The sequence below is a fragment of the Streptomyces sp. NBC_00690 genome (assembly GCF_036226685.1).
GTDB lineage: Bacteria > Actinomycetota > Actinomycetes > Streptomycetales > Streptomycetaceae > Streptomyces.
Genome location: NZ_CP109009.1, coordinates 3,138,269 through 3,164,666, shown reverse-complemented (window position 1 = coordinate 3,164,666; position 26,398 = coordinate 3,138,269). Strand labels below are relative to the sequence as shown.

Here is a 26,398-nt window from a genome sequence, read left to right as displayed (position 1 = left end):
GGACAGCCCTTAGCCGGGGGTGTTCAGCATGGAAGCCGCCGCGTAGGTCAAGTAGCTCCACAGCGTTTCTTCGTGCTCGGGCGCAAGGTCCAATTCGTCGACGGCGTCCCGCATATGCCTGAGCCAGGCGTCGTGTGCTGCCTGGTCCACCTTGAATGGCGCGTGCCGCATCCGCAGTCGGGGATGACCGCGGTTCTCGCTGTAGGTGCGCGGGCCGCCCCAGTACTGGATCAGGAAGAGCCTGAAGCGCTCCTCCGCGGGGCCGAGGTCCTCCTCCGGGTACATCGCCCGCAACTCGGGGTCCCCGGCGACGCCCTGGTAGAAGCGGTGCACCAGACGACGGAACGTCTCTTCGCCGCCGACCTGCTCATAGAAGGTCTGCTCCTGAAGCGTGCCGCGCGGGATGTCGTTCACGTGGATGAGCCTCGCAATGTGTATCTGACCGGCCCCGGGGGGTAACTGTCCGGGGGCCCGGGGCGGGTTCCCCGGACAAAGCCGCACACGTCCATCGTCTCAGACGGACCGGCCGAGGACCCGGGCCCTAGGACCTTCTCCCCTTGCTCCGGAAGGCCCCCGACGCTACTGGTGGGTACGCGGGCGCGGGTGCTCGCACAGTCGCCCTCCGCGGTGGACAGTGGAGGCATGGGGATGGGACTGGAACCGTATGGCGAGCCCGCCGACGAGGCGCGGGCGGCTCTCGTGCGGCTGATCACGGACGGGGGCGGACTGACCGACCCCGCTTGGCGTCTCGCCTTTGAAGAGGTGCCTCGGCACCTCTTCGTGCCCTACTACTTCGTGAACCGCACGGGCAGATACGAGCGGCTCTGGGGCGAAGATCCCGACCCGGTGCGAAGGGAGCGCTGGTTGCGCGGGGCGTACTACGACGGTCCGCTGGCCACCCGGGTGCGGGACGGCGAACTGATCTCGTCCAGCAGTCAGCCGTCGCTCATGGCCGGGATGCTCGAAGCCCTTCAGGTGCGGCCCGGCCACTCGGTGCTGGAGATCGGGGCGGGCACCGGCTACAACGCCGCCCTGCTCTGCCATCGGCTCGGGGATTCCAAGGTCACCAGCATCGACATGGACGCGGAGATCACCGAGTCCGCCCGGGTGCATCTCGCAGCGGCGGGCTACCGTCCAGCCGTGGTCACCGGTGACGGAGCGCGGGGCTGCCCCGACCGGGCCCCCTTCGACCGGATCATCGCGACCTGCACCTTGCCGTCCGTTCCCCCCGGCTGGTTGGCCCAGTGCAACCCGGACGCCCTCATCCTTGCGCCACTGTCCACCGGGCTGATCTCCCTCAGGGTGCGCGACGACGTCGACGGGCGCAGCGCGGAGGGGCACTTCCTGCGGACGTCCGCGTACTTCGTCGCACTGCGCGGATCAGACGCGGTGCCGGAGCGACGCATCGGCGGACTTCCCCGTCGGCTGCTGGAGAATGATCTCTTCCGCTTCTTGCTGACCCTGACCGCCGGCAGCCTCGATCCACGGGAGGCGCTCTCACTGTGGGAGCGCGAGGGGCATCCGCTGCGCGATCGGTTCGGAGTGACGGTCACGGCCGATCACCAGTGGGCCTGGCTCGACGACCCGGACGGTCCCTACGCCTGGCCGCTCGGGCGTACGGCCACGGAGTAGCGCCAGCTCGCCCGATGCCATGGGGCGGGGGCTTTCCGGCGCTCAGCCGTGAACCGGTCCGCCGAGGAACGAACAGAATCGGCGGCACCCCCATACCGACGACCGAGGGGCCATGGGTACGGGGGTGACGCCGATCGGCGCGGCCGTAGCAGCCGCGCCTGTGGATCTAGCCCCGGCGAACGGTGATCGTCGTCCAGGCGCCGACGTGCACGCGGTCGCCGTCGTTCAAAGGCACCGGCACGTACGGCTGGATCGGCTCTTCACCGCCGTTGATCGTGGTGCCGTTGGTGGAGTTCTGGTCGACCACGGCCCACGAGCCGTCCTGCTGCTGCACCAGTACCGCGTGCTTGTGCGAGACGCCCGGGTCCTCCGGCGGCACCGACAGGTCGATGTCCGGGGCTTCCCCGGTCGACTGGCGGCGCCGGCCGATGGTGATCTGGCTGCCCGAGAGCGGTAGGTGCTGCTCCGGCGAGTACGCGGGGACGGTGAGCCCCGTCGCGTCCGGCCCGCTGCGCTGCATCATCGCCAGGAAGTATTCGCGGTCCGGCGCTATGACGGCGCTCCACGCTCCCTGAGACTGGTAGGACGGAGCGGACTGGTGCCGACCGGGGTCGCCCTGCTCATGGCCACCGGACTGCATCTGCCGACCCTGCTCGCCGTACTGCGACGGGGCGCTGCCGTGGCTGGATGGGCCGGACTGCTGCTGGAAGAGCGACATCCCCGCCTGCATGCCCTGGCTCTGCGGCCCGGGGGAACCCTGGCCCTGGGAGGGCGGAGGGATCATCCAGTCGTCGCTGCCGGTCTGGTGCGGCTGCTGGGGTATCGGGGGAGCGGACTGCTGCTGGTACGAGGGCGGCGCCTGGTGCCCGGGTCCCTGCGGGAAACCGGGGGGCTGCGCATAGCCGGAGTGCTGCCGGCCGGACGGGTCGTTCAGCGGCTCGGCCGGCCGGTTGAGCTGTGACGGTCGCGAACCCTGGTAGTCGAAGGCGTCGTGCTGCTGACCGTGGCCCTGCTGGGGCGGGGGCGGCTGGCTGGTGAACCCCGAGGGCAGATTCAACCCCGACTGCTGCTGCTGTGGCGGCGGCGCGAGGGGGGTGTAGGAGGTCGCCGTGTGCGTCAGGAAGTTGTACCGGCACTCCTCGCAGTACGGGGCCATCGCCTCGCGCGGGGTGCGGCACTGCGGACACAACTCGGCCACGGCGGTGGCGTTCGGGTCGCCCTGACCGGGGTAGCCGTACGACGGCGGTGGTGCGGCTCCTGGAGGAGCGCCGGGGGCCATGCGGTGGCCGCAGACCTCGCACCAGTCATCGGAACCCGACTGGTGTCCGTTCGGGCAGGTCGGCATGTCGGCGCTTCCCCCTCTCCTTGTCCGGCCCGAGGGCCGTCCCACTTCATGAGCTGATCGTGTGTGCCGTGGACGCGGAGCGCGCCGATCACTTCTTCACGCGCACCGTCTTTGTGGAGCGTGTTTCGAGAGTCATCTCGTCGGCGTCCGCGACCTTGGCCTTCAGTCGCACAGTACCTGTCGCGACGTCGACCACGTCCACCACCTTCGAAAGGAGTTTCGCAGTGTCTTCGTTCCCCGAGGCGGCGGCGAGCTGCACCGCGCGTCCCAGCTTGGCCGTCGCATCATCGATATGACCGGACTTGCGAGCATCGAGCCCTTGTTGGATGACTTGTGCTAGTTCAGCCTGGCCTGTGTAGTGCGCCACCTGCGGGTTGATGGACGTCGATGCCGCCATGTCATCCGTCCAGACCGCTCGTATCAGCCCCTGGGAGAGCACCTGGGGCGCGCTCCCGTCCACGGACGGGATGATCAAGGAAGCGCGGGCCGCCAGCATTTCCTGTCCGATGCTGGCCTGGGGCACTTCCACGCACACGTGATAATCGCGGGACTCGTCGCCCCACGAGCCGGTCGGGTAGTCGCCGGCGCGCGGGCCGGCCTGGGTGCGCCGCGGGGTCAGGTCCTCGACCGAGGGAGCGACCTGCTTGACGTACTTGATCTCCACCCCGACGGGTGTCCACAGGCGCAGGGCAACATCGGCGATCCCCTTGCCCATCGCCTTCTCCATCATCCCGGTGAAGTCTTCGGCGAGATGGGTCGGGTCGGCGACGATGTCAGCCGTGCCCAGCAGCGCGGACGCGATTCCGGTGACCTCCTTGACCTCCCAGTCGGTCCCCACGCCCCGCGCGTCACAGGTGAAGTGTCCGGTGGCGGCCCGCAGTGCCTTCTGCAACTCCTCCGGAGTCTCGTGCTCGTTGCGTCCGTCGGTCAGCAGGATTCCGTGCCGGATGGCGCTGTTGGCCGTGGCGAGCAGAGCGGCCGTCAGTCGCAGCCAGGTGCCGATGGCCGTACCCCCGCTCGCCGAGAGCCTGCGGAGCGAGTCCTTGGCCGCCGCCCGGCTGCCGGCGTCGGCGACCGCCAGTCGTCCATCGCCCGGATAGACCTCCGTGGCCCGGTGCGTACCCGCGACCACGGCGAACTCCACACCGTCGCGCAGGGTGTCGATCGCGGCGGCGGTGGCATCGCGAGCATTGCGCATCTTGGTCGGCGGATAGTCCATCGAACCCGAGCAGTCGACCATGATGACGACGGCCGCGCCCGAAGGTGGCACCGGTATCGCATCGGGCGTCGTCGAAGCGCCCGTGAACTGTACTCCCCGGGTGGTGCCCCCACCGGTCGAGGTGACCGTCACGATCGCGTTCACCTCCTGTCCGCCTTCGGGCAGGAACTCGTTCTGATACACGTCGACGGAGAACTGCGGCACCTGGGACTTGGAGAAAACGGCCATCTGATGGGCTCCTTGAACACTCCACTCGGGAGGATCGGTCAGCGGGAGGGCCCCGTGGGCTGCGGGGACCGAAGACGGGCTCGGTGGTGCGGGTCGGCCGGCTCGGATCGGTCCGGGCGGCGCTTACCAACGGCTCCTCGGGGTGCGCTGCCGCTCGCCCGGACGGACGGGCGGGAGCGCCGGACGTCGCAGAGCGCCGTCACCGGATGGACTCGGGCCCCGCTCATGCCGGTCCGGACGGGGGCCAGACGGATTCGGAGCCGTGCGGTTCGACCGTGAACGGCACCACCGCCACGGTCACGTTGTCATGACCCCCGCCGTCCAGGGCGTGGCCCACGAGCACTTGGGCGCTGTGAAGAGGACGGGCGGAGGCATCGGGCGGAATGACCCTGGCCATGTCCTCGGCGGCCTCCGCGTAGTTCCACAGACCGTCGGTGCACACCACCACCACCCCCGGGCGGTCCGGCTTGAAGGCCGCCGTGTGCGGGTCCAGTTCATAGGCGTCGGCACCCAACCACCCGGTGATGGCGTGGGCACGCCGGTCTGCGTACGCCTCTTCCTCGCTCATCAATCCGGCGGCGACCATCTGGGCCGCCCAGGAGTCGTCCTCCGTCAGCCGGGCGGCGGGAGTGCTGCGGTCGTCGGGCACCCAGTACACCCGGCTGTCACCGACCCAGCCGACGACCAGGAGGCCCGCCGCACAGATCGCCCCGACGATCGTGCACGCGGGTGCGTTCAACTGGTTCGCGGGCGGCGGCTCCAGAGGGTCGATCGGTGGGTTCCCATCGGCCAGGGCGTTGACCGCGTCGGCGGCGGCGACGATGGCGTCCCGCATGGCCTGCTGGGGATGCGTCCCGCGGGGCAAGCAGCCCGCCAGGAACGCATTGGCCGCCGAGGCCGCCGCCAGCGACGCCTCGTCCGGACGGACCGCGGACGAGACACCGTCGCAGACGATCGCCGTGATGGCGGGGGAGCCGTCGGGGAGCGCGGTCGTGGCGATGGCGAACGCGTCCTCGTTGCGGTGGTGGCGCAGCCCGCGGTCGCTGACCGCGGCGATTCCGACCAGTTCGAGCTCCATGTGGTCGCGTTCTCGGGGCTGCGCATGACCGCAGTTCTCGCAGTACCCGTCGGTGTCCACCCGGCCCGCCCGACAGGCCACGCACACCTTGGCGATGTGCGGTGTCGCCATCGGGTCGCCGGCGCCCTCCACGGGTGCGGGAAGGGTGAAGTCCCCGTCAGTGTCTGGGACCGCGCCGGACGACGACCGGGGGTCGTCGTTGCGCACGGGATGGGGAGAGAGCCCACTCCCGGTGGCGCGGGGCTCCCCGGTGGACCCGTCGGCCGCGTAGCCGAATGGCGCGGCACCACCTGCGGGGAAGGACCCGGCCGGCGAGCCGTACGCGGGTGTGCCGGCGGCGGTGTGCGGGGCACCCCCGGTGCCGTACTCGCTGGCCGCGCTGCCGTACGACGGCCCGACGCCGGCACCGCCGTGGCCGTCCGCACCAGCGTGCCCCGGGGCGAAGGTGGGCAGTTGCACCCCGCGGGAGTCCAGGCCGGGCAGCTCTCCGGGATGCTGCACCCGGGCGGGAGTCCCCGCGCTGTCGACGCCGGTGGCACGCGGCCAGGCGGCTCGGCCGTCCGGCACGCCCAGGACGAGCGTCGGACGATCCCGTCCCACCTGTGCCGGGAAGGCGGAGAGGTCGAAGCCACACGCCCCGCAGTAGCGGTCACCCTCCTCCAGCGGTTCGGAGCAGCCGGGGCACGACGGCCCCGCGGCCGACTGATGCATCTGAGACGACATCGATCACACCCACGTCCGGGGGCGGAAGCGGTTGGCACGCTCCACCAGGTCCATCCGCTCCTCACCCCGCTGGGCGAGCCGGGCGAGCACCCGGAACGAGCGTTCCAGCCCGAAGCGCAGTCCGCGTTCGTCCAGTTCACTGCCGAGCAGTTGGGTCGGTGCCTGCCGCGCGGCGGTCGCGCTGCCGGGCTGTGACGTGCTCGACGGGTCCGGTACGGGCTGCGATGCTCCGGGACTACCGGAGAGTACCCAGTCCAGCGCCGTGCCGAGTACCTCTGTGGACAACTGTTCACGGCGAACGGCGTCGAGACCGAATGTTTTCAAGGCTTCCACCTGCGCCGCCGCCGCGGCCAGATCATCCATCAGGGGGTCGTGCGCGCCCCGCCGCCGCAACCGAGCCCTGACCGCCGCGACCCTGGCCGCCGTGTAGTGGATGGACGCTTCCGGCACCGATTCCAGCGTACGGACCGCCCCGGCCCGGTCGCCGGAGGCGAGTTGTACGCGTGCCAGACCGAAGGCGGCGCTCACATAGCTGGGGTCGGTCGTCCACACCAGACGGTAGTACTCCGCGGCGTTGTCCAACTGGCCGAGCACCTCGGCGCAGACGCCCAGAGCGAGCTTGGGCGCCGGTTCACCCGGGAACGCGTCGTACACGGCGTCGAAGGAGAGCGCAGCCGCTGCGTGGTCCCCGGTCACCAAGGAGGTCAGACCGCGGTACCAGACCACCCTCCAGTCGTCGGTGTGCTCGGTCTCCAGGGTGCGCAGGGCGGTCACGGCAGAGTCGACGTCGCCCGTCTCCAACTGGGCGCGCAGCTCGCGCAGACGGGTTTCCGGGGAGGCGGTCGGGGTGCTGCGCAGGGCTGCGATCAACTCGGCGGGTGCCGAGGTCATCAGTCCGGCCAGGAAGCCCGCGTGGGGGTCGCTCGGGTCCACCCGGGGGACGGGGAGGGCGAGCGAGAAGGCCCGGGTGTCCAGGGAGATGAGATGCGGTGTCAGCCGGGCCCCTGCCGCTCCCGTGGCGACGGCGAGGGCGGTGCCTACACCGGCGAGGGTCAGGGCGCCGTTCGATGCACCAGGGGCTGACTGCGGGGGCCCGACGGCCGCGGTACCGACGGCGCTCTTCCCGAGGGAAGTCGAAGCCGTCGTTCCACCGGTCCCGGGACCCGGCTGGCGCGGGATCGATGCCGGTGCGGCGGGCTTTCCTCCTCGGCGCGCGTTGCGGGCGCCGAGCTGTGACACGTCCTCGGTCAGCTCCGCGAACAGCTCCGAGTCCGTGACCCGCAGTTCCGGACCGAAGAGGGTGGACATCGAGGGGCGGGCGCGGCCCGTCTGGATCGAGACGACCTCGCGCAGCACCCCCGTCAGCTGTTCGGCCATCTCCTGTGCGGAGGAGAACCGTCGGGCCGGGTCGGGATCGGTCGCCCGCACGAGGAGCCGGTAGAACGACTCGTAGGTACGGAAGACCTGGATGTGCTCCGGGTCGGGCAGGGAGTCAACGAAGACATTCGTGTAGCCCTGGAAGTCGAAGGTCAACACGGCCAGCGTCCGGGCGACGGTGTAGAGGTCGGAGGCCACGGAAGGCCCGACGTCGGCGACCTCGGGGGCCTGGTAGCCGACGGTGCCGTAGATCGCCGATTCCTCGTCGTCCATCCGTCGGACCGCACCCATGTCGATCAGTTTGAGCTGGTCCTGCTGCTGGATCGCATTGTCGACCTTGAAGTCGCAGTACAGCAGGTTCCTGCTGTGCAGATGGCCGAGCGCCTCCAGCGCCTCGATCCCATAGGCGCACGCCTGCTCCACGGGCAGCGGGTCCCGCTTGCCTTCGGCGTCCCGACGGTCGTTCGCCAACTCCTTGAGCGACTTCCCGCCCACGTACTCCATGACGATGTAGCCGTCGAGCGAGCCGTTGCGCTGGTCCAGGTGCTCGACGAAGTTGTAGATACGGACGATGTTGGAGTGCTCGATCTCGGCGAGGAACCGCCGTTCTGAGATCGCCGCCGCCATCGCGTCCTGGTCACCGGTGTCGAGAAGGCCCTTCAGAACCACCCAGCGGTCGGAGACGGCGCGGTCCACCGCCAGATAGACCCAGCCCAGACCCCCGTGGGCCAGACAACCGACCACCTCGTACTGCCCGCGCACGATGTCACCGGGCGCCAGTTTGGGTACGAAGGAGTACAGATGCCCACAGGCGGTGCAGAAGCCTTCCGTACGCCCCGGCCGGTCGCCGCGCGAACGCCCCACGGGAGCACCGCACTCGGAGCGCGAGCAGAACCGCTTGCGTTCGGGCACCTCGGGATCGCTCATCACGGCCGCACGGGGATCCGGTCGCGGCACTTCCGGTACGACCACCAGGCCGGCGCCCAGTCGATTGCGGGCAGAGGAGCCGCTTGAGGTGCCCGAACTGCGCACCGAGACCGACCCTGAGGATGCATTGGCCCCGGTCAACGACCGAGACAGCCGTCCCGAGACCGAGCGGCGCGAGGTCGACGAACGGGAAGAGGCCCGGGACGAGCGGGAACTGCTTCGGACGGACGCACTGTCGCGCCCGCCGCCCTCCGTACCGCTGCCGGCTCGGCGCCTGGTGGCGGAGCCGGTCGATGCGGCCACCGGCGCGAGGCCGCAGGTGTCGCAGTACAGCTCGCCGCCGCCCATGTCCTCGTAGTTGCCCTCGCAGTCGGTCCGCTGGCAACTCGTCGCCTCGTTCATGACTCCCCCCTGCGCACGCTCATCTCATGCCTCCGCGGTCAGCGGGGCCCGCTGGATCGGACTCCCGGTGGGTGAGTGCCTCCGCCGCGGCCTGCTGGTAGCGCAGGACCGCGTGCTCGGCCACCCGAAGATCGCACGGCGCGCTCCAGAGCATCCTGCGCGCCGCGTCGTACCGCTCGATGAGCAGCGGGTCCTCGGCGAAGCCGGTGCGGGCGACCTTCGCCTTGTAGGCGTCCAGCCGGCCGCGCAGTTCCGCGCGGACGGCGAGCGGTGCGGTCACGGCGGTCAATGACTCTCGTGCCCGCAGCAATTCGTCCTCCGCCTCCCGCTCCAGGGACTCCAACAGAGGGGAGAGCCGATGCCACTGCGAGTGCCGTCGGTACTCGGCGGCCGTGGCGAGCCGCTCCTGAAGGGTGAAGGGCGGTCCGCTCACCGCGGGCACCTCGGACGCGGCTATCTTCGCGAGCACCTCACCGCGCGCCGAACGGGCCTCGGTCAGGGTGCGGTCGGCCCGGGAGAGCAGGTCCCGCAGTCGGATCAGCCGCTCCTCGGAGTCCTGGCGGACCCGCAGCACCGCTTCGATCTCCCGCCGGATGTCCTCCAACGCCCGCGCCGCACGGTCGTAGCGCTGGGTGTCGGGTCGTCCGCCGCCCGGCGCCGACGATCCGGGGGCGGACCGCCAGAACGCCAGCGGGTCGGAGATGACCTGGGCGCGCAGTGCGGTCAGCTCATGGGTGATGGACTCCAGTTCATCCCCCGACGGGTGCTCACCCGGTCGTACGCCGACGGAATGGGCGAGCGAACGGGTGCGCTGGAGCTCCGCCGAGAGCAGGTCGATCCGGGCGGGGAGCGCCGACCAGACCGCGTCCGCAGTGACCACCATGTCCAGGGAGCGGGCGTAGAGGTCGTTCATCCGGGCCACGAGTTCTTCGAGGCTGAAGCGCTCCGAGAGCTTGGCGGGGCCGGTGATCGACGAGGAGAGCTGCGGGGTCGCATTCGCGACGGTGACACTGGCGCCCCGCAACCGGTCGGTGAGCTCGACCAGGTCCTCACGGCTCGACCAGCGACGCCGGGCCCGTAGCTCCCGGGCTTCGGTCAGGGCGGAGCTGTACGCGTCGAAGTAGTTCCACAGCAGGGCGATGGACTGCTCGGTGCCAGCCCAACGGTCCTTGGTGACCCCGGTCAGCTCGGCGCCTTCGAGGAGTCGGCGCCCCGCGTGGTCCTGGAGGGCGAGCAGCGAGGTCTCGATGGCCTCGTGCTCGGATCCGAGGCGTGCCAGTGCACGGTCCACCTCGTCCCGGTCCATCGGCGGCCCGGAAGCATTCCCGGAGCCGGCGAACGGTCCCGCGGCGCCCATCGATCACCTCTCTCGTCGGTCGTCCGTGCGTGTGCGCACGGTTCCAGCCCTGCCGCCCCGCCCTCGCGTCCCCCAGGGGGCGTGCGGCTGCGGGCGGGCCCTTCGTCCTTCTGTGCTCCACCGCCGTCGATTCCGTGGCGTGGTCGCGCGTTGCTCGGCGTCCGCATCGGATGCCGAGCAACGCGGATCGTGCCGCGCGGGCACCCCGGAACCCGGGGCCCTGCGCCGCGTCAGCCGCCCCGGTACTTGGGCGCGGGCGGCCCGGATATTCCGGGCAGGTCATCCGCCAGCCACTCCTGGTACGAGCTCATCCAGGCGCTCTGCCGGTAGTTCTCCAGGACCTGGTTCACCCGGCGGACCACGTCGTCCTTGCCGAGCTTCGTCGCCACTCCGTAGAACTCGGTGGTGAAGGGCTTCTTCCCCTTCAGCTCCACCGTGGGGTCCTGCGCGGCCTGGCCGGCGGCGAGTGCGTTGTCCGTGACGATCGCGTCGACCAGCCCCTCTTGCAGGCGCACCAGACAGTCCAACTGGTTGGAGACCGTCAGGAAGTCCTCGTCGGTGGGCTTGCCCTCGTTCTTGTCCTTGTAGACCGCTCCGAAGGAGTTCTTCTCCAGTGCTTCGAAGGCGGTCGAGCCCTCGGCGGAGCAGACCTTCTTGCCCTTCAACGATTCGTCGTACCCGGTGATGGGCGAGGACTTGGGCGCCAGGACCTGCTGGCCCGCCTGGAAGTAGGCGGTGGAGAAGGCAACCTGCTTGATCCGGGAACAGTTGATCGTCATCGTTCGCACGACGATGTCCACCGTCCCGTTGTTCAGGGCGGGGATGCGCTGGTTGGTCGGTATGGCACGGAAGATGACGGCATCCGGCTTGCCGAGGATGTCCACGGCGATGGCCCGTGCCAGATCGATGTCGAAGCCTTTCAGCCCGCCCGTCGCCGGGTCGCGGTAGCCCCAGCGGTAGCTGTTCTGGTCGACGCCGACGATCAACTTGCCGCGCTTCTTGATCGCGAGAATGTTCGGCCCGTCCGCGGCCGACGGGGTCAGCGATGCCTCCGGATCGGTGCAGGTGTCTGCCTTGGCGCGCTCCGCCATGGAGATGTTGTGCCCCACGACCGGAAGGGCGGAGCCGGCGCCCTGGGAGAGCGGCAGCAGTGTCCCGACGGCCGTCAGTACACAGGCGGTGGCCATGGCCGCGACACCGCCCCACCCGCGCAGGCTGAACTTGCCCCGCGCGCCCGCCCCGTTGCCTGGCCTGGCGACGCCTGCCCCCGGGTCCGGGAGGTGCATTGCCGAGCCGCTGCCTTGCTCCTGCGCGCTGGCTTCCGCCGCGGCTCGGGATCTGCTCTTGGACGCGGTCTCGTCGTCCGGCATCCCGCCCCCTCTCACCGGTACTCCGAAAGCCTGCGGTTGATGCCGATGACGGCGCCGGCAGCGCCCAGTGCTCCGAGTGCGGCGGCGCCGAGGGGCAGCCCGCTCAGGGCGTCCCGCCCATTGCGTGCGGCGCTGGTGAACTCGTCCTGCTCGTGCGCCAGCGCCTTCGCGAGGGCCGCGTCCACCCGGTCGAACGACTCCCCGGTGGAGTCCTTCGCGCCGATGACCTTGGCCAGTGCGCCGTCGTAGTCCCCCGACTTGTCGGTGGTGCTCGCCGCCCGGTGCCGGTCCTGCCATTGGGCGACGCTCGTCGTCGCGGCCTCGACCGGATCGCGCCCCTCACTGTCATCGGCGAGGGACTTCGCCCGGCTCAGGCCGTCGTTGAGTTTGACCATTCCCGCGCCGTACTCGGACTCGTACTTGTCGCGCTTGCCGTCGTCGGTGAGGACCGCACCCCGGGCGACCAAGGTGAGGTTCTCGTTCGCCCGGGCTTTCAGCGAGCTGATCCGTGCGTCGTTGAGGACCTTCAGGGAGCGCTGGCCGTGCTCGCGCGCCTCGGTCAACTGGGCGCGGGCCACCGAGTGCCCCACCGCGAGCCACAGCAGGACCACGGTGGCGGCGGCGGTCGCCGCCAACAGTCCCTGGTTGAAGACGCGATTGGTCCGGCGGTAGAGACGGTGTTGGGTCCAGGCGAGTGCACCGAGGGCCAACAGCCCTAGGGAGACGGACAGCACCGGCCAGAACCGGGCGTCCTCGTCGTCCCTGTCGAGGCGGGCGCTCTCGGCGTCGTACAACTTCTGCGCGGCGGGCAGCAGGACCTTGCTCATCTGCTCGTTCGCGAAGCGCAGATACGCACCGCCGAGGGGCAGCCCCTGCCGGTTGTAGGCGCGTGCCGTCTCCACCCGGCCGGTGTAGAGCGGAAGCTGTTCGTTGAGCGTGGCTATCTGTCGGCCAGACTCACTGGTGCCGTCCGTGTGGGTGGCGGCCTTGATGAGGAGTCGGGAGGCGACCGCGATGTCCTTCTCGTACCGCTCGCGGACTCCGGCCGGCTCGGCGCCCGAGCCGGCGAGGAAGCCGCTCGACGCGGCCGTGTCCGCATCGGCCAGGGAGCGGTAGACGGATGCGGCGTCCGCGCTCAACGGTTGGCTACGGCTGACGACATCATCAGCAGCCTCGGCGCGGTCCGTGATCTCGAAGGCCGTGACGGTGCCGAAGACGACCACCAGCGCCGCCAGGACGGCACCCATGATCCTCAGTCGTCCCGGTTCGGTGGTCGCCGCCGAACGCAGCCGATCCGCCGCGATGGCCACGGAGCCACGGGACGCCGGTGCACCACCGGTCGGAACCTGCCCCGCGGTGCTTCCGGGCGGCTGCGCGGGCGTCGACGCCGGAGCCGGCTGGACGGGCATGCGCTGCCCGGTCTTCGGCTGTGTCACCTGACCTCCCCCTCGGTCGCTGACATCGGCCCGCTCCCCAGCGGGTCGGAGAGTGCCCCCGGCCAGCAGTATGGCCGCGATGACGGACAATCACAGCTAGATTGACTGGATCTTGTGTATGTGGCAATGGATCGTGCCGTACCGGCTGGGGGCCTCACCCTGAATACGCTCCTGGGCAGTGATCGGTTCCCTGTCCGCCGCCTGCATCGGGGACACATGCCGCTCGGTCACCCCACTGAGCGACGGCCCGCACGTCGTCGCCCGTTCCCACTCCCGTGCGAGCTTCGCCCCGACTGCCTCAACAACCCCAGCGGTTAGGGAGTCGCTGGCGGTACACCTGGCTCACTGGCCTACCGCGATACGGACTACCGCCGCCGTCGGATCGGCTCCCAGCCGCGAAAGGGAAGCCCTGCCGACTCGTTGCCCTGCATGCCTGTGGGCGTCGACATGAAGTCGGTCGGGTTCCCCGTCCACCATCGGACCGGGAACCCGACCTGACTCGACGCCAACGCCAAGTGGATGGCTGTGTACCTACACGTAGTAGGCACGCAGTTTCGTCCGTGCAGCCGCTGGTGCGCCCAGCCGGTCCAGACCGAAGAGAGCCGCTCCCAGTACCGGGGGTGCGGTCACCACGCGGATCACTGCCTTCGGCGCCTTCTCCGCCATCAGAGCGGCGATCTGACCGTCCAACTCCGGATGGCGGGCCGCGACCACGGATCCACCCAGCAGCACCGGCACCTCCTCCTCCAACAGCCCCAACTTGGCCAGGGCCACTGTCGACATGACGACGATCTCCTCCGCCTGTCTGCGCACCAGCGAGCGCGCCACGGGATCGCCGTCAGCGCTGGTCGCGAAGAGCACGGGTACGACCTCGTGCCGGCGTGCCTTGGGGATGTTCTTCCGGTGCAGCGCCTCGATCAGTGCGTACATGGAGTCCAGCCCGAAGTGCGCCGGAAGGGTCCGGGCCAGGGCGGTCGGCTCACCGCGTCCGTCCTCGGCCCGGGCCGCGTGCCACATCGCCTCGTCCGACAGTCCCCCACCGCCGCCCCAGTCACCGGAGATCTTCCCGATCGCGGGGAAGCGGACGGTCCGGCCGTCGGGCAACATGCCAGCGCAGTTGATGCCCGCGCCGCACACGACGGCCACACCGCGCGGCTCGTCCACCCCCGCCCGCAGTACCGCGAAGGTGTCGTTGCGCACCTCGGCAGTGGGGGCCCAGCCGCGCAGGAGGATCGCCGCGGCCAACTCCTCCTCCTCCACCGGCAGATCGGCGTTGGCCAGACACGCGGAGACGTGCTCGATGGGGCCGAGGCCCGCCCCCTGTGCGCGGGCGGTGGCCAAGGCTTCGTCGACCGCGGAGCCCAGCACGTCGAGCGCCGCTTCGACACCCACCACGGGCGGCTGGAACCCGCCCCCCCGCGCGGTCGCGAGGACGGAACCGTCCGCCGCGACCAGGGCGACGTCCGTCTTGCTGTTGCCCGCGTCGATCGCGAGGACCGGCCCGGCCGCGCTCGTCGACTGCGCAGTGATCACGCCCACGTCAGGTGCTCACGGTTGTGCGCGATGAGCTTGTCGGTGAGTGCTTCGGCGTACTCGTACTGCCCGATCAGGGGGTGCGACAACAGAGTCCGGAACACGCGGTCGCGCCCGCCGTGCAGCGCGGCGTCCAGAGCCAGTTGTTCATAGGCCGTGACCTGCGCGATCAGTCCCGAGTACAGGGGGTCGAGCGGTGGTACGGGCAGCGGGGTGGCGCCCTGGGAGTCGACGGCAGCCTGTACCTCGATCACCGCGTCGTCGGGCAGGAAGGGCAGGGTGCCGTTGTTGAGGGTGTTCACCACCTGGTGCGGGCTGCCCCCGCCGCCGAGGAGGGCCGCGGCGAGATCGACGGCGGCCTCCGAGTAGAAGGCCCCGCCGCGCTTGGCGAGCAGTTCCGGCTTGGTGTCCAGTGCCGGGTCCGCGTACATCCGGAGGAGCTCGCTCTCCATGGCGGCGACTTCCGCGGCCCTGGAGGGCTTGGTCGCGAGTTCCCTGACGACCTCGTCATGGGCGTAGAAGTAGCGCAGGTAGTACGACGGCACGACACCGAGGCGGTCGAGCAGGGGCCGCGGCAACTGGATGTTCCCCGCGATGGCCTCGCCGTGCTCGGCCAGCAGTTTGGGCAGGACGTCCTCGCCCCCGGGGCCGCCGATGCGCACCCCGGTCTCCCAGGTCAGATGGTTGAGGCCGACGTGGTCCAGATGGACGTTGGACGGGGTGGTGTCCAACATCGCCGCGAACTTGCGCTGGAAGCCGATCGCGACGTTGCACAGCCCCACCGCCTTGTGACCGGCTTGGAGGAGCGCGCGGGTGACGATGCCGACCGGATTGGTGAAGTCGATGATCCATGCGTTGGGGTTGGTGCGCCGCACGCGCTCGGCGATGTCCAGGACCACGGGAACGGTTCGCAGGGCCTTGGCCAGACCGCCGGCCCCGGTGGTCTCCTGGCCGATGCACCCGCATTCCAGCGGCCAGGTCTCGTCCTGTTGGCGGGCGGCCTGTCCGCCGACCCGGAGCTGGAGCAGCACCGCATCGGCGTCGGCGACGCCCGCGTCCGTGTCGGTGGTCGTGACGATCCTGCCGTCATGGCCCTGACGCGCGAAGATGCGCCGGGCGAGACCGCCGACGAGTTCGAGCCGCTCGGCATCGGGGTCGATCAGTACGAGCTCGCTGACGGGCAGGGTGTCCCTCAGCCTGGCGAAGCCGTCAATCAACTCGGGGGTATAGGTGGACCCGCCACCAACGACTGCGAGCTTCATCAAATTCCTAGCCTTTCACTCCGGTCAATGTGACACCCTCGACGAACGCTTTCTGGGCGAAGAAGAACACGAGGATCACGGGGGCCATGACCAAGACGGTCGCGGCCATCGTGAGATTCCAGTCGGTGTGGTGCGCTCCCTTGAACGATTCCAGACCGTAACTGAGAGTCCAGGCGGCCGGGTTCTCGGACGCGTAGATCTGGGGGCCGAAGTAGTCGTTCCAGGCGAAGAAGAACTGGAACAGGGCCACTGCGGCGATTCCGGGTTTGGCCATCGGCAGGATCACCTTGAGCAGGATGCGCAGTTCACCGCAGCCGTCCACGCGCGCCGCATCCAGATACTCGTTGGGAATGGTCAGCAGGAACTGGCGTAGCAGGAAGATGGCGAACGCATCCCCGAAGGCCATGGGGATGATCAGTGGCCACAGACTTCCCGCCAGGTCCAATTCCTTCGCCCAGAACAGGTACATCGGGACGATGATCACCTGGGGCGGCAGCATCATCATCGAGATGACGAGCATCATGGCGAGCCGCTGTCCACGGAATCGGAACTTGGCGAGTGCATACGCCACCGGGAGGGACGAGACGACCGTCAAGACGGTGCCCAGCCCCGCGTAGACCAGGGTGTTCCGCCACCAGGTCAAGAAGCCCGGTGTATCCAGCACCTTGGTGTAGTTCCCCCATTCCCAGGTCGTAGGGATGAGATCGCGGGTCAGCGTCTGTTGACTGCCCATCAGCGAGGTGAGGACGACGAAGACGAAGGGGAGTACGAAGAACAGGGCGGCGGCCACCCCCAGCGAATGCACCGCGATCCAGTGCAGGAGCGCTTTGCGGCGGGCCGTGCGGTGCGCTGGTGTCGGCGGTGCCTTCGGAGGTGCGGGGGAGCGTTCCTTGAGCGGGACGGCCATGGTCAGTCACCCACCCGAATCAGTCCGCCTCGACTGCGCATCAAGAACGCGGTGAAGAGCATCGACAGTCCAAACAGTACGAGTGCGATCACGGCAGCCGCTCCGTAGTCGAAGCGCTGGAATCCGGCGTTGTAGATGATCTGCGGCAGGGTCAGCGTGGACTTGTCCGGATAGCCGGGTTCGAATTGCTGTCCACTGCCCCCGATCACGCCGGAAGCCACCTTTCCGGCCACGAGCGGTTGGGTGTAGTACTGCATTGCCTGGATCACACCGGTGACGACTGCGAACAGAATGATGGGGGAGATGTTCGGCAGGGTGATGAACCGGAACTGCTGCCAGGGCGAGGCTCCGTCCAATTTCGACGCTTCGTACTGCTCCTTGGGCACGTCGAGCAGCGATGCCATGAAGATCACCATGAGATCGCCGATTCCCCAGACGGCGAGGATGGTGAGGGCGGGCTTCGACCAGGTGGGGTCGGTGAACCAGCCTGGGGCCGAAATCCCGAAGGACTCCAGGATGGAGTTCACCGGTCCGGTACCGGGGTTGAGCAGGAACACGAACGCCAGTGTGGCCGCGACAGGCGGAGCGAGATAGGGCAGGTAGAAGAGGGTGCGGAAGACTCCGGCGCCCGTCTTTATCTTGGTGATCAGCAGTCCGATGCCGAGCCCGAAGGCGACGCGACAGGTGACTGCCACCAGGACGAGCCAGAGCGTGTTCTGTACGGCCGGCCAGAACAACGGATAGTCGTTGAAGACATAGGTCCAGTTGTCCAGGCCGTCAAAGACGGGTGGACGGATGCCGTCGTACCTCATGAACGAGAAGTACACGGTCGAGATCAGCGGATAGGCGAAGAAGACGCTGAAGCCGATCAACCAGGGCGAGAGGAAGGCCGCGGTCCGAAGCGCCGCTCTGCGGCGCTTCGAACGCAGGGTGTACGTGGTCATCGCGGTGTCGTCCCGCTCACTTCAGCTTCGCGATGTCGGTGTCGATCTGCCGGGCCGCCTTTTCCAGACCGGCCTGGAGGTCCTTCACCTTGCCCGCCTCGTACTGGTAGGCCAGGTCCTGGAGCGTCGTGTGGTAGGCGCCGCCGTCAATGTTGGCCGGACTCGTGTTGGACTTGGGGTGCTGGGCGATGTCGATGAACGTCTTGAACGCGGGGTCGAACTTCAGATCGGGGGACTTCAGCGCATCGATGGTCGACGGCACATTGCGGATTCCGTTGGAGAAGGCCACCACGGCGGCGGTGTCCGTGGTCATGTACTTCACCAGTTCCCACGCGGCGTTCTTCTTCTTGCTCGTGGACGCGATGCCGATGATCGTGCCTGCCAGATAGCCCTTGCCGTAGTCGGCCACCTGGTCATCGGCCACGGGGAGCGGGGCGGTGCCGATGTCGAACTTCACCCCGGCGTCCTTGGCCATGCCCAAACGCCATTCGCCGTCGAGTTGCATGGCGACCTGACCGGTGTGGAACGGGTGCTTGGCGCCCCATTCGTCGCCGAAGGTATTGCGGTACTTCTCCAGCTTCGCGTAGCCGCCCAGCTTGTCGACGAGACCCTTCTGATAGGTCATCATCCGAGCGAATGCGGGATCCTTGGCGACGTTCGACTTGCCGTTCGCGTCGAAGTAGGTCGGTGACCACTGCGAGAGGTAGTGCGAGTTGGTTGTCTCGTAGCCGTGGTAGTTCGGCATGAAGCCGAGTTGCTGATAGCCGGCGCCCTTGGGCTTGGTCAGCTTCTGTGCGACCTTCTCGAACTCGCTCCAGGTCTTGGGGGGCGCGGTGATGCCGGCCGCCTTGAAGGCGTCCTTGTTGTAGTAGAGCCCGTAGGCGTCGCTCAGGAGGGGGAGCGAGCACTGATTGCCCTCGAACTGCGTGTAGTCGAGAAGCGGCTTGTAGAACACCTTCGCCGGGTCGATGTTCGACTTCTTGAGGTATTCGTTGAGATCGACGAACGCACCTGACGAGCAGAATTGTCCGACCGTGGTGGTGGAGAAGGAGGAGACGACGTCCGGGGCGCTGGAGCCGCCCGCGCGCAGCGCTTGGTTGATCTTGTCGTCGGTCATATTGCCGACGATCTTCACCTTGATGTTCTTGTGGGTCGCTTCGAAGCGCTTGACGTTCTCCTGGACCGCCTTGACTTCGCTGGCGGCCGACCAGCCGTGCCAGAAGGTGAGCGTGGTCTTGGCCTTGGGGTCGTCCTGGGCCTCGTTCTCGGATGATCCGGTGCAGGCCGAGGCCATGAGGGCGATCGCCGCGGTGGCGGCGAGTGCCGTTGCTGCTTTGCGCGTGCGTATGGACATGGCGTTGTCTCCCTGTGTGGGGTGAGGGACGAGTGGTGCCTGTCGGTGCTAACGGTCTTACCTGTGGGGCTCTTGGTGCTGGTGTGGCTGTGTTGACGGCGCACTCGATGGGCGGGAGCCCATCGGTGTGGTGCTGCGTCGGTGTGTGGGGGGAGTTTCGAGTGGTGCCGTGCGGTCCTCAGCGGGAGGTGTCGAAGACCTCGTCCCGAGTGGTGGCGAGGGCGCTTTCCAACGCCCCTCGCAACACCGGGCGTTCCCTGACCGCTCCCAGTACCAGCCGGGGCCTGGATGCGGCGAGTTCGGTCAGTTCCGCGTGCACCCGGGCGCGCAGTGGTTCTCCACCGGCGGCGATGGCCTCGCCGGAGAGCACGATGAGTTCGGGGTCGAAGAGGGCGACCATGGAGGCGAGTCCGGTGGCGAGCGCCGTGGCGTAGGCGTCGAGAAAGCTCCGGTAGGGGCCCGAGCGGGCCTCGGCGGCCCGCGCCACCAGGGCACTGGCGACCTCCGTGTAGCGGCCCTGCCCGATGCGCTTGACGCCGGCCTCCCGGGCCAGTTTGGGCAACGCCTGGGCTCCGGCGAGCTCTTGGAAGCCGCCGCCGTTGGTCTTGGCGACCCGACGCATCAACGGCGTCCCGGGCACCGGGAGGAAGCCCACTTCGCCCGCCCCGCCGGTGAAGCCGCGGTGGAGTCGCCCGTTGATGACGACAGCTCCCCCCAACCCCTCCTCGTTCCACAGGAGCAGGAAGTCCCCATGGCCCCGGCCGGCTCCGAGCCGCTGTTCGGCCACGGCGACGAGGTTGACGTCGTTCTCGTACTCGACGGGCATCGGGAGTTCGGCGGCCAACTCGTCCAGGAGCGCGGGGGAGTGCCAACCGGGGAGGTGGGAGGCGTACCGCAGTCGACCGGTGGACGGGTCGAAGGCACCCGGGGTGCCGATGACGGCCCGATAGATGTCGCTGCGGGTCAATCCCGCGTCCTTCACCGCTCCGTCGAGCGCCTCGGCGACCTGGCGCACGACGCTCACGGTGCGGCGGCCCGGGGTGGGCAGTTCGTACTCGCTCACCACGGTGCCGGTGAGGTCGGCGACGGCCGCCCGGATGCGCAACGGGGTGACATCGAGGGCTGCGGCGTACGCGGCCCTTCCGTTGATCGCGTACAGCTGTGCGCTCGGGCCGGGGTTGCCGACGGTGGTGCCGGTCGTGATGACGAGGCCGGCGGCCTCCAGTCGGGCCAGCAGTTGGGACGCGGTGGGTTTGGAGAGCCCCGTCAGCTTGCCGATCTTGGCGCGGGACAGGGGTCCGTGTTCGAGCAGGAGGTCGAGCGCGGTGCGGTCGTTCATGGCGCGGAGTACCCGCGGGGTTCCGGGGATGGTTCCAGGAGGACCGGCCACGGCGGATGCACCTTTCCCTTCGACTGGCGATGTGCCCAGGGATTGTTAGTAAAGTTTCCTATCCGGTGAGGAAACTAGGTGCTCGCCGGGGGCGCGTCAATGCCCCGCACGTGGGGCAACCAATCCGTTATCTCGCATGCTCGGGGGTCTGCAATTCTGACAGGTACCTGACCGATTGGGGCGGCTGGGCCTCGGAACGCGGGGGCGTGGCGCTCGGGCGAGGCGCCTTGACCGGATCCGATCGGCCGATGCCCAGGGGCGTGCGCCCAGGCCACGGAAGCCGTTTCACCGTTGTGAGCAGCCCGGCTTCTTGATCAGGAGATGCCGGATCGGATGGCGGCCCATCACGCGGTGGTCGTCGCCTCCCGCGTCAGTTCGACCGGAACTCGACCCGGCACCGGTCCATACGTTCCCGGCCAGCCCGCCCGAAGAACGGCCGAAGTCGGCCGAGAACTGTCCCCGGACCGTCACCGTCTTGAGTGCGGTCGGTACGTCGTCCTCAATGACGGGCGGCTGTCGGTGTGCGGGGCCTACTTCGTCAGATTGGTCGGCGGCTGGATCGGCGCCGCGGCCATGGACTGCGGTGACAGGGGGTTCGCCAAGGCGGAGGGCGCAGCCATCGAGGCCGCCGGATCGGACCCGGCGCCTTCCTCCACGGCCAGGGGCAGCCCGCCGACGATCCGGATGCCCGCAGCATCGAACGCCTGCTTGATCCGCCAGCGCAGTTCCCGCTCCACCCCGAGGGCCTTGCCCGGCATGGTCTTGGCGGCCACACGGACCGTCATGGAGTCCAGTAGCACTTCGGTCAGCCCCAGGGTCTCGACCGGCCCCCACAGCTGCTCGTTCCAGGGCTCCGCCTTCGCGAGCCCGTCGGCCACCTCGCCGATGACCGAGCGGACCCGTTCCAGATCCTCCGATGGGCGGACCGTGACATCGACCGTCGAGGTCGCCCAACCCTGGCTGAGGTTGCCGATCCGCTTGATCTCCCCATTGCGCACGTACCAGATCTCGCCGTCGTCGCCGCGCAGCTTGGTGACCCGCAGTCCCACCTCGATCACCTCGCCGGACGCCACCCCGGCATCCACGGAGTCACCCACTCCGTACTGGTCCTCCATGATCATGAAGACTCCGGAGAGGAAGTCCGTCACCAGGTTGCGCGCACCGAATCCGATCGCCACGCCCGCCACACCGGCCGACGCCAGCAAGGGGGCGAGGTCGATCTTGAAGGCGCCGAGGATCATCAGACCCGCGGTGCCGAGGATCAGGAAGGACGCCACGGACCTCAGGACCGAACCGATGGCCTCCGAGCGCTGCCGCCGCCGTTCGGCATTGACCAGCAGCCCGCCGATCGTGGTGCCCTCGACGGCATCGGCGGAACGGTTCATCCGCGCTATCAAGCGGGTCAGTGCACGCCGCACGAACATCCGCAGCACCAGGGCGACGACGATGATCAGGACGATACGGAGGCTGGTGTTCAGCCAGGTGGACCAGTTCTGCTCCACCCAGCCCGCGGCGTCCTCCGCCTGCTTGGCCGCCTCATCGAAGGAAACCGGTGCCGACGGCGGAGCCGAGGGGTCGGAGGCCAACAGGGCGGACAGCGTGAGCGGGGTCACGTGGGGGGACCTCCAAGGCAGGGAGTGGGGCCCAACCACCCTAACGGGGCATCCCGCACGTCCCGCTGTGATGTTCGAGGGAGAGACCGGACTCACCTGGGGATGAATCGTGAAGGCCAGTCGTTGCGCAGGTAGTCCTCTTCGGGTGTGGTTCAAAACACTCCGAGCCCGTTACGGCTACGTGGTGGCGCTCGGACCTGGCCTGAGGAGAGACTGAGAGCAGATCGTCCCGGCGCGAGCCACGCGCCGCCGGCGTACAAGGAGGCAGCCACAGTGCCGCATGTCCTGGTCCTCAATGCGTCGTACGAGCCGCTCGGCGTCGTACCGCTCCGCCGCGCGCTCGTCCTCGTCCTGGAGAACAAGGCCCTCTGCCTAGAGGAGTCCGGCGCCTTTATGCACAGCGCGACCCGTGTCATCGCCGCACCCAGCGTCGTTCGGCTGAAGCGGTTCGTCCGAGTGCCCTACCGGGGGCCCGTTCCCCTCACCCGTAAAGCGCTCTTCGCCCGTGACGGCGGGCGCTGCATGTACTGCGGTGGCGTCGCAACCAGCGTCGACCACGTCATTCCGCGCAGCCGCGGTGGACTACACGTCTGGGACAACGTGGTGGCGGCCTGCCGCCGCTGCAATCACGTCAAGGCCGATCGGCATCTGCGCGAGCTGGGGTGGCGGCTGCGCCACCAGCCCGAGCCGCCGAGCGGCCTCGCCTGGCGAATCATCGGCACGGGCCATCGGGACCCGCGCTGGCTGCCCTATCTGCAACCGTATGGCGCCGAGGATGCGATGGCTCGGATAGACGGCATTTCTGCCTGACATCGGAGCCATTTTTCATGGTCCGGTTCCTTCGGGAGATCGGCGCCCCGCCCGGTCGGTCGTTCTTCGCCGACCGGGTCCTTGTGGTGGTCGAGCCCCGCTGCCCTGCTGGACCCGCGCTGCTCCCGACTGACCCCGACCGCCGTGCCGAAGCCCGGCCTGCCGCGCCCCCGCTCGACCCGCTGTGTTGCGCCCGAGCGGCGGTTCCCAGACCGTCCAGCAGTGCTCAGGGCTGACCCTCACGGCCACCGCCGACCCCATGAGCCACGGTGAGCCCGCGAGGCTGTGTGCACGGCCTCACGGCTGACGGCCTCACGGCTGGGCGATGGCGTACGCCTCCACCGACCACAGCGAGTATCCGAACCGCGTGCCCCGCTGATCACCCTGGACCCGGATGAAACGCACCTCTTCCCGGCTGTCCATCCGTACCGCCTCCCGGCCACCCCGTCCATCGGCGACCGTCGCGGCCGTACGCCAGGTGCGGCCGTCCGTTGAGACCTGGATGCGGTACTTGGCGGCGAAGGCGTCCTGCCAGTGGAGCACCACCTGGCCCACCCGGGTGGGCGCTGCCAGCTGGACCTGCCACCAGGCGCCGTCCTCGGCCGGGGACGACCAGCGCGTCTTCGGATCACCGTCGATCGCGGCCGGCGCGGGGAAGTCCGCAGTCTCGTCCGCCGACGAGAGCGCCGCTGCCCCCGGCGTCCGCGCGAGATCCGGCCCGCCGGTCGCGGGGAACGCCCGTACGGTCAGCATCTGCACCTGGCCCGCGAAGGAGAGCGGCACCCGGTACTCGCCGGCCGGAGTGTCCTTGGGCACCGAGACGGTCACGGCCACCTGGGTACGCACTCCCCGGGGCACGGATGTCTGCCGGGGGACCGTCACCTTGATTCCCTCGGGCGCCCGGGCGGTCAGCGCACCCCGCACCTCACCGGGGCGGTGCGGGGTCAGCTGCACGAGGGACTGCTGGGGCGCGCCCCCGATCTCCACGTCCAACCGGTCCTGTACGAGTTCGAGCCCGGCGGCTGCCTCATCGGAGAACCAGGGCACCAGCCCGCGCACGGCCACCGGGGCACTGCCCTGCGGAATGACCCGTACCGCGTCGGCCACCATCCCGCGTGTGTCCACCTGGGTCCAGCCGTCGGATGAGAGGGCACCGATGGGCTGCCATCCCGAACCGGGCACATGGGCCTCAAGCCAACCGGGGCCCGTATCGAGGTCGGCCATGGCCACGACGGCGGTGAGCGGGCGGGCCCGCCCGAACTGCACCCCGTCCTGCCCGGTGGCCTGCTTGAAACGGTTGGTACCGGTCCAGGCAGCCCCCTCCTTAGCGGCCCGGTCCAAGAAGGGGTTCAGCACGCCCTTGCCCACCGTGGCCTTGCTCGACGCCAGTTCCTTGCGGAGGGACTCCAGGGCGAGCGAGGCCCGCCAGGCGCGCGGCCCGTCGCCGAGCTGCTGCGCCTGCAACATGTCCACGGAGAGCTCACCCGCCCTGCCGTACCGAGCGAGCTGCTCCAACCAGGGCCGCACCTCGTCGTCGAGGCGTCCGTCGGCAGGGCCCTTGAGGGATTCCTGAACCTGGCGCATCACGGTGAACTTGGCCCGCAGATCGGTCGCGGCCCGGTTGCGAGCTGCCGCGTCCGTCCCCGTCCGAGCGCGCCAGAAGGCATCGAAGAGGGGTTCGAGATAGCCCGATTCGGATGGGTTCAAAATCGACGAGGCGTGGTTGCCCGCCAGGGCGGCGAGGGCTTCTCTGGTCCGTGGATCGCCGCCGGCCAGATCCGATATCGCGGCCTGCCAGGACTCGTCGGGACGGTATCCACGGGGATTCCAGGCGAAGTCCGCCGCAGTGAACAGCGGGATGCGTGAGGCCGCGGCCTGCTCCATCGCATTGGCGAGCAGTGCGCTGGAGCCGGTGGCGACTGCGGGTTCGCGACCGGTGTAGGGGCCGAGGAAGATGCGGTCCTGCGCGTAGTCGTTGACCGGATAGTTGTCCATCGTCACCAGGGGGTGCTGAAACGCCTCGCGCGCTCCCGCCAACTCCCGCCCGGTGATCGTCCGCGGCACCACGCCCACACCCGTCCAGGCGACCTGCACCCGGCCGTCCAACTGGTCGGCGAGCGTGCTCCGGTAGCTGGTGACACCGTCCTGGTAGAACTCGGTCGGCATCAGAGACAGCGGCTCGGCCTCCGGATAGCGCTCGGAGAGGTGCCGGGCGACGGCGTCGGCCACCCGGGCGTGTGCTGTCGCCGCCGCCTTCGGCCCGGAGCCGAACACCTCGACGTCCTTGTCGCAGTGCCACTCGCTGTAGCTGACGTCCTGGAACTGGAGTTGGAAGGCGCGCACGCCGAGCGCCCACATGGCGTCGACCTTGCGGATCAGGGCCTTCACATCACGGTCGTCGGCCAGGCACATCGCCTGGGCGGGGGCGACCGCCCAGGCCAGCGTCACATGGTTGCGTCGAGCGCTCTCGGCCAGTTGCCGGAACTCCACACGCTGGGCGGCGGGGTAGGGGTCGCGCCAGCGGGCCTGCCGGAAGGGATCGTCGCCGGGGGCGTAGAGGTACCGGTTCTGCTTGGTGCGACCCATGAAGTCGATCTGGGCCAGACGTTCCTGATGGCTCCAGGGCTGACCGTAGAACCCCTCCGTCATACCGCGCACGGCCGTGCCCGGCCAGTCCCGCACGAACGCCCCGGCGATGGTCGTCCCGCCCCCGGGGGTTTTCGCCCTGAGTTGACGCAGCGTCTGCACACCATGGAAGAGACCGCTCTGACCGACGCCGTCGATCGCGATCGTTCCCCGGCCCTGGACCTGTCCGACGCCGATCCGATAGCCGCCGGAGGGCAGATCCGCCCGCTGCGGAGCGCGCAGGGCACCCAACGCGTCCTGGGCACCGGGACCGCCGATGTGGATGACGGGCCCACGGCCCGGCAGGGCGGTGTAGAGCGTCTGGACGCCTGATTCGCGCAGCAGGGTGTGCACCGAGGCGACGGCGTACGGGTCGGTGCCCAGGGCGGCTATGACCGTGGCCTCGACGCCCAGCGCGACGGGTGGACTCGCCGCCCGGATCGACTGGGGGCGCGGCCAGACGGAGGGCAGGTTCGCATCGCCCTGCGGTTCCTCGGTGTTGCGAGCGGGGGCGCCGGGGTCGGTGGGGGCGGCGACAGCCCCCTGCGCACCACCGAGGAGGCCGCCGATCACCGCGACCGCGACGGCGGTGGCCGTACGCCTGCTGCGCGTGAGTCGCAACGCTGGTCCCCCCTCGTTCTGAGGCGCCATCGATCCCCCGATGTCACCGTTTGGTCTCGAAGCCCACCACCCGTGCGGGGAGGGTGTCAATGCGTGTGGTCGTTGTGTGCCTTTTGCCTGCCGAGGTGGGTGGTTCTGGGGCCCGAAGCAGGGCCTTCCGGGGTGGAGGTGAGGCTGTGAGCGCCTCGGACGAAGGGCGTCGGGAGGGGCGCCGAGAGGGGCGGGCGGTAGGGGTATCGGCAGGG

Annotated in this window: 19 protein-coding genes; 3 read left to right on the top strand and 16 right to left on the bottom strand. The window is 69.2% G+C overall.

The window, feature by feature from the left end; all coding sequences use genetic code 11:
* Positions 1 to 9 precede the first annotated feature (9 nt).
* A complete protein-coding gene (locus OID54_RS13910) occupies positions 10 to 414 on the bottom strand; it encodes a globin (protein ID WP_329019036.1) in 405 nt (134 codons plus the stop codon).
* 228 nt (positions 415 to 642) lie between these two features.
* On the opposite strand from OID54_RS13910, the gene OID54_RS13905 reads away from it, so the two are divergent.
* Entirely contained in the window at positions 643 to 1,632 is a 990-nt protein-coding gene (locus OID54_RS13905) for a methyltransferase domain-containing protein (RefSeq protein ID WP_329019031.1), read from the top strand.
* A gap of 166 nt (positions 1,633 to 1,798) precedes the next feature.
* On the opposite strand, the gene OID54_RS13900 is transcribed toward OID54_RS13905, so the two are convergent.
* The 4 genes from OID54_RS13900 to OID54_RS13885 all read right to left on the bottom strand — a co-directional run bounded on the left by OID54_RS13900 (position 1,799) and on the right by OID54_RS13885 (position 8,634).
* The gene (locus OID54_RS13900) at positions 1,799 to 2,977 is read right to left on the bottom strand and encodes an FHA domain-containing protein (RefSeq protein ID WP_329019028.1); all 1,179 of its coding nucleotides are present in this window, start codon (positions 2,975 to 2,977) and stop codon (positions 1,799 to 1,801) included.
* Positions 2,978 to 3,065: 88 nt separating this feature from the next.
* Positions 3,066 to 4,424 (bottom strand): vWA domain-containing protein, encoded by a 1,359-nt coding sequence (locus OID54_RS13895; RefSeq protein ID WP_329019025.1) that lies wholly within the window; start codon positions 4,422 to 4,424, stop codon positions 3,066 to 3,068.
* Between the two features lie 223 nt (positions 4,425 to 4,647).
* Positions 4,648 to 6,225: a PP2C family protein-serine/threonine phosphatase gene (locus tag OID54_RS13890; RefSeq protein ID WP_329019022.1), complete on the bottom strand. Its 1,578-nt coding sequence runs from the start codon at positions 6,223 to 6,225 to the stop codon at positions 4,648 to 4,650.
* A 3-nt stretch (positions 6,226 to 6,228) separates the two neighbouring features.
* Positions 6,229 to 8,634, bottom strand: a complete 2,406-nt coding sequence (locus OID54_RS13885) for a tetratricopeptide repeat protein (RefSeq protein ID WP_443055579.1) — start codon at positions 8,632 to 8,634, stop codon at positions 6,229 to 6,231.
* Here OID54_RS13885 and OID54_RS39190 point away from each other — a divergent pair.
* Entirely contained in the window at positions 8,618 to 8,887 is a 270-nt protein-coding gene (locus OID54_RS39190) for a hypothetical protein (RefSeq protein WP_443055578.1), read from the top strand. The genes OID54_RS13885 and OID54_RS39190 overlap by 17 nt on opposite strands.
* Positions 8,888 to 8,950: 63 nt before the next feature.
* On the opposite strand, the gene OID54_RS13880 is transcribed toward OID54_RS39190, so the two are convergent.
* The 10 genes from OID54_RS13880 to OID54_RS13835 all read right to left on the bottom strand — a co-directional run bounded on the left by OID54_RS13880 (position 8,951) and on the right by OID54_RS13835 (position 22,097).
* Entirely contained in the window at positions 8,951 to 10,288 is a 1,338-nt protein-coding gene (locus OID54_RS13880) for a hypothetical protein (RefSeq protein ID WP_443055577.1), read from the bottom strand.
* A 230-nt stretch (positions 10,289 to 10,518) separates the two neighbouring features.
* Positions 10,519 to 11,475, bottom strand: coding sequence for a glutamate ABC transporter substrate-binding protein (locus OID54_RS13875; protein ID WP_329027489.1), 957 nt, complete (start codon positions 11,473 to 11,475; stop codon positions 10,519 to 10,521).
* 194 nt (positions 11,476 to 11,669) lie between these two features.
* Positions 11,670 to 13,067, bottom strand: a complete 1,398-nt coding sequence (locus tag OID54_RS13870) for a hypothetical protein (RefSeq protein WP_329027487.1) — start codon at positions 13,065 to 13,067, stop codon at positions 11,670 to 11,672.
* 558 nt (positions 13,068 to 13,625) lie between these two features.
* On the bottom strand, positions 13,626 to 14,633 hold the full coding sequence (locus OID54_RS13865) for an N-acetylglucosamine kinase (RefSeq protein WP_329019016.1): 1,008 nt from the start codon (positions 14,631 to 14,633) through the stop codon (positions 13,626 to 13,628).
* A complete protein-coding gene (locus OID54_RS13860) occupies positions 14,624 to 15,889 on the bottom strand; it encodes a 6-phospho-beta-glucosidase (RefSeq protein WP_329019013.1) in 1,266 nt (421 codons plus the stop codon). Before OID54_RS13860 ends, OID54_RS13865 begins: the two co-directional genes overlap by 10 nt.
* 7 nt (positions 15,890 to 15,896) lie before the next feature.
* Positions 15,897 to 16,796, bottom strand: coding sequence for a carbohydrate ABC transporter permease (locus OID54_RS13855; protein WP_329019012.1), 900 nt, complete (start codon positions 16,794 to 16,796; stop codon positions 15,897 to 15,899).
* A 2-nt stretch (positions 16,797 to 16,798) separates the two neighbouring features.
* The gene (locus OID54_RS13850) at positions 16,799 to 17,740 is read right to left on the bottom strand and encodes a carbohydrate ABC transporter permease (RefSeq protein WP_329019009.1); all 942 of its coding nucleotides are present in this window, start codon (positions 17,738 to 17,740) and stop codon (positions 16,799 to 16,801) included.
* 16 nt (positions 17,741 to 17,756) lie between these two features.
* Positions 17,757 to 19,094 (bottom strand): ABC transporter substrate-binding protein, encoded by a 1,338-nt coding sequence (locus tag OID54_RS13845; RefSeq protein WP_329019007.1) that lies wholly within the window; start codon positions 19,092 to 19,094, stop codon positions 17,757 to 17,759.
* A 178-nt stretch (positions 19,095 to 19,272) separates the two neighbouring features.
* Complete coding sequence (locus tag OID54_RS13840) at positions 19,273 to 20,433, bottom strand: ROK family transcriptional regulator (protein WP_329019004.1); 1,161 nt, start codon at positions 20,431 to 20,433, stop codon at positions 19,273 to 19,275.
* Positions 20,434 to 21,014: 581 nt separating this feature from the next.
* A complete protein-coding gene (locus OID54_RS13835) occupies positions 21,015 to 22,097 on the bottom strand; it encodes a mechanosensitive ion channel family protein (RefSeq protein ID WP_329019003.1) in 1,083 nt (360 codons plus the stop codon).
* 273 nt (positions 22,098 to 22,370) lie between these two features.
* Here OID54_RS13835 and OID54_RS13830 point away from each other — a divergent pair, with 273 nt between their 5' ends.
* On the top strand, positions 22,371 to 22,907 hold the full coding sequence (locus OID54_RS13830; protein ID WP_329019001.1) for an HNH endonuclease: 537 nt from the start codon (positions 22,371 to 22,373) through the stop codon (positions 22,905 to 22,907).
* 312 nt (positions 22,908 to 23,219) lie between these two features.
* Here OID54_RS13830 and OID54_RS13825 read toward each other — a convergent pair whose 3' ends face one another.
* The gene (locus OID54_RS13825) at positions 23,220 to 26,153 is read right to left on the bottom strand and encodes a beta-N-acetylglucosaminidase domain-containing protein (RefSeq protein WP_329018998.1); all 2,934 of its coding nucleotides are present in this window, start codon (positions 26,151 to 26,153) and stop codon (positions 23,220 to 23,222) included.
* Positions 26,154 to 26,398: the final 245 nt, after the last annotated feature.

What these genes read in the sequence shown, in the direction of transcription:
- OID54_RS13905 (WP_329019031.1), top strand. Translation starts at nt 643, where the DNA reads ATGGGGATGGGACTGGAACCGTATGGCGAGCCCGCCGACGAGGCGCGG.
- OID54_RS13900 (WP_329019028.1), bottom strand. Translation starts at nt 2,977, where the DNA reads ATGCCGACCTGCCCGAACGGACACCAGTCGGGTTCCGATGACTGGTGC.
- OID54_RS13895 (WP_329019025.1), bottom strand. Translation starts at nt 4,424, where the DNA reads ATGGCCGTTTTCTCCAAGTCCCAGGTGCCGCAGTTCTCCGTCGACGTG.
- OID54_RS13890 (WP_329019022.1), bottom strand. Translation starts at nt 6,225, where the DNA reads ATGTCGTCTCAGATGCATCAGTCGGCCGCGGGGCCGTCGTGCCCCGGC.
- OID54_RS13880 (WP_443055577.1), bottom strand. Translation starts at nt 10,288, where the DNA reads ATGGGCGCCGCGGGACCGTTCGCCGGCTCCGGGAATGCTTCCGGGCCG.
- OID54_RS13875 (WP_329027489.1), bottom strand. Translation starts at nt 11,475, where the DNA reads ATGGCCACCGCCTGTGTACTGACGGCCGTCGGGACACTGCTGCCGCTC.
- OID54_RS13870 (WP_329027487.1), bottom strand. Translation starts at nt 13,067, where the DNA reads ATGCCCGTCCAGCCGGCTCCGGCGTCGACGCCCGCGCAGCCGCCCGGA.
- OID54_RS13860 (WP_329019013.1), bottom strand. Translation starts at nt 15,889, where the DNA reads ATGAAGCTCGCAGTCGTTGGTGGCGGGTCCACCTATACCCCCGAGTTG.
- OID54_RS13855 (WP_329019012.1), bottom strand. Translation starts at nt 16,796, where the DNA reads ATGGCCGTCCCGCTCAAGGAACGCTCCCCCGCACCTCCGAAGGCACCG.
- OID54_RS13850 (WP_329019009.1), bottom strand. Translation starts at nt 17,740, where the DNA reads ATGACCACGTACACCCTGCGTTCGAAGCGCCGCAGAGCGGCGCTTCGG.
- OID54_RS13845 (WP_329019007.1), bottom strand. Translation starts at nt 19,094, where the DNA reads ATGTCCATACGCACGCGCAAAGCAGCAACGGCACTCGCCGCCACCGCG.
- OID54_RS13840 (WP_329019004.1), bottom strand. Translation starts at nt 20,433, where the DNA reads ATGAACGACCGCACCGCGCTCGACCTCCTGCTCGAACACGGACCCCTG.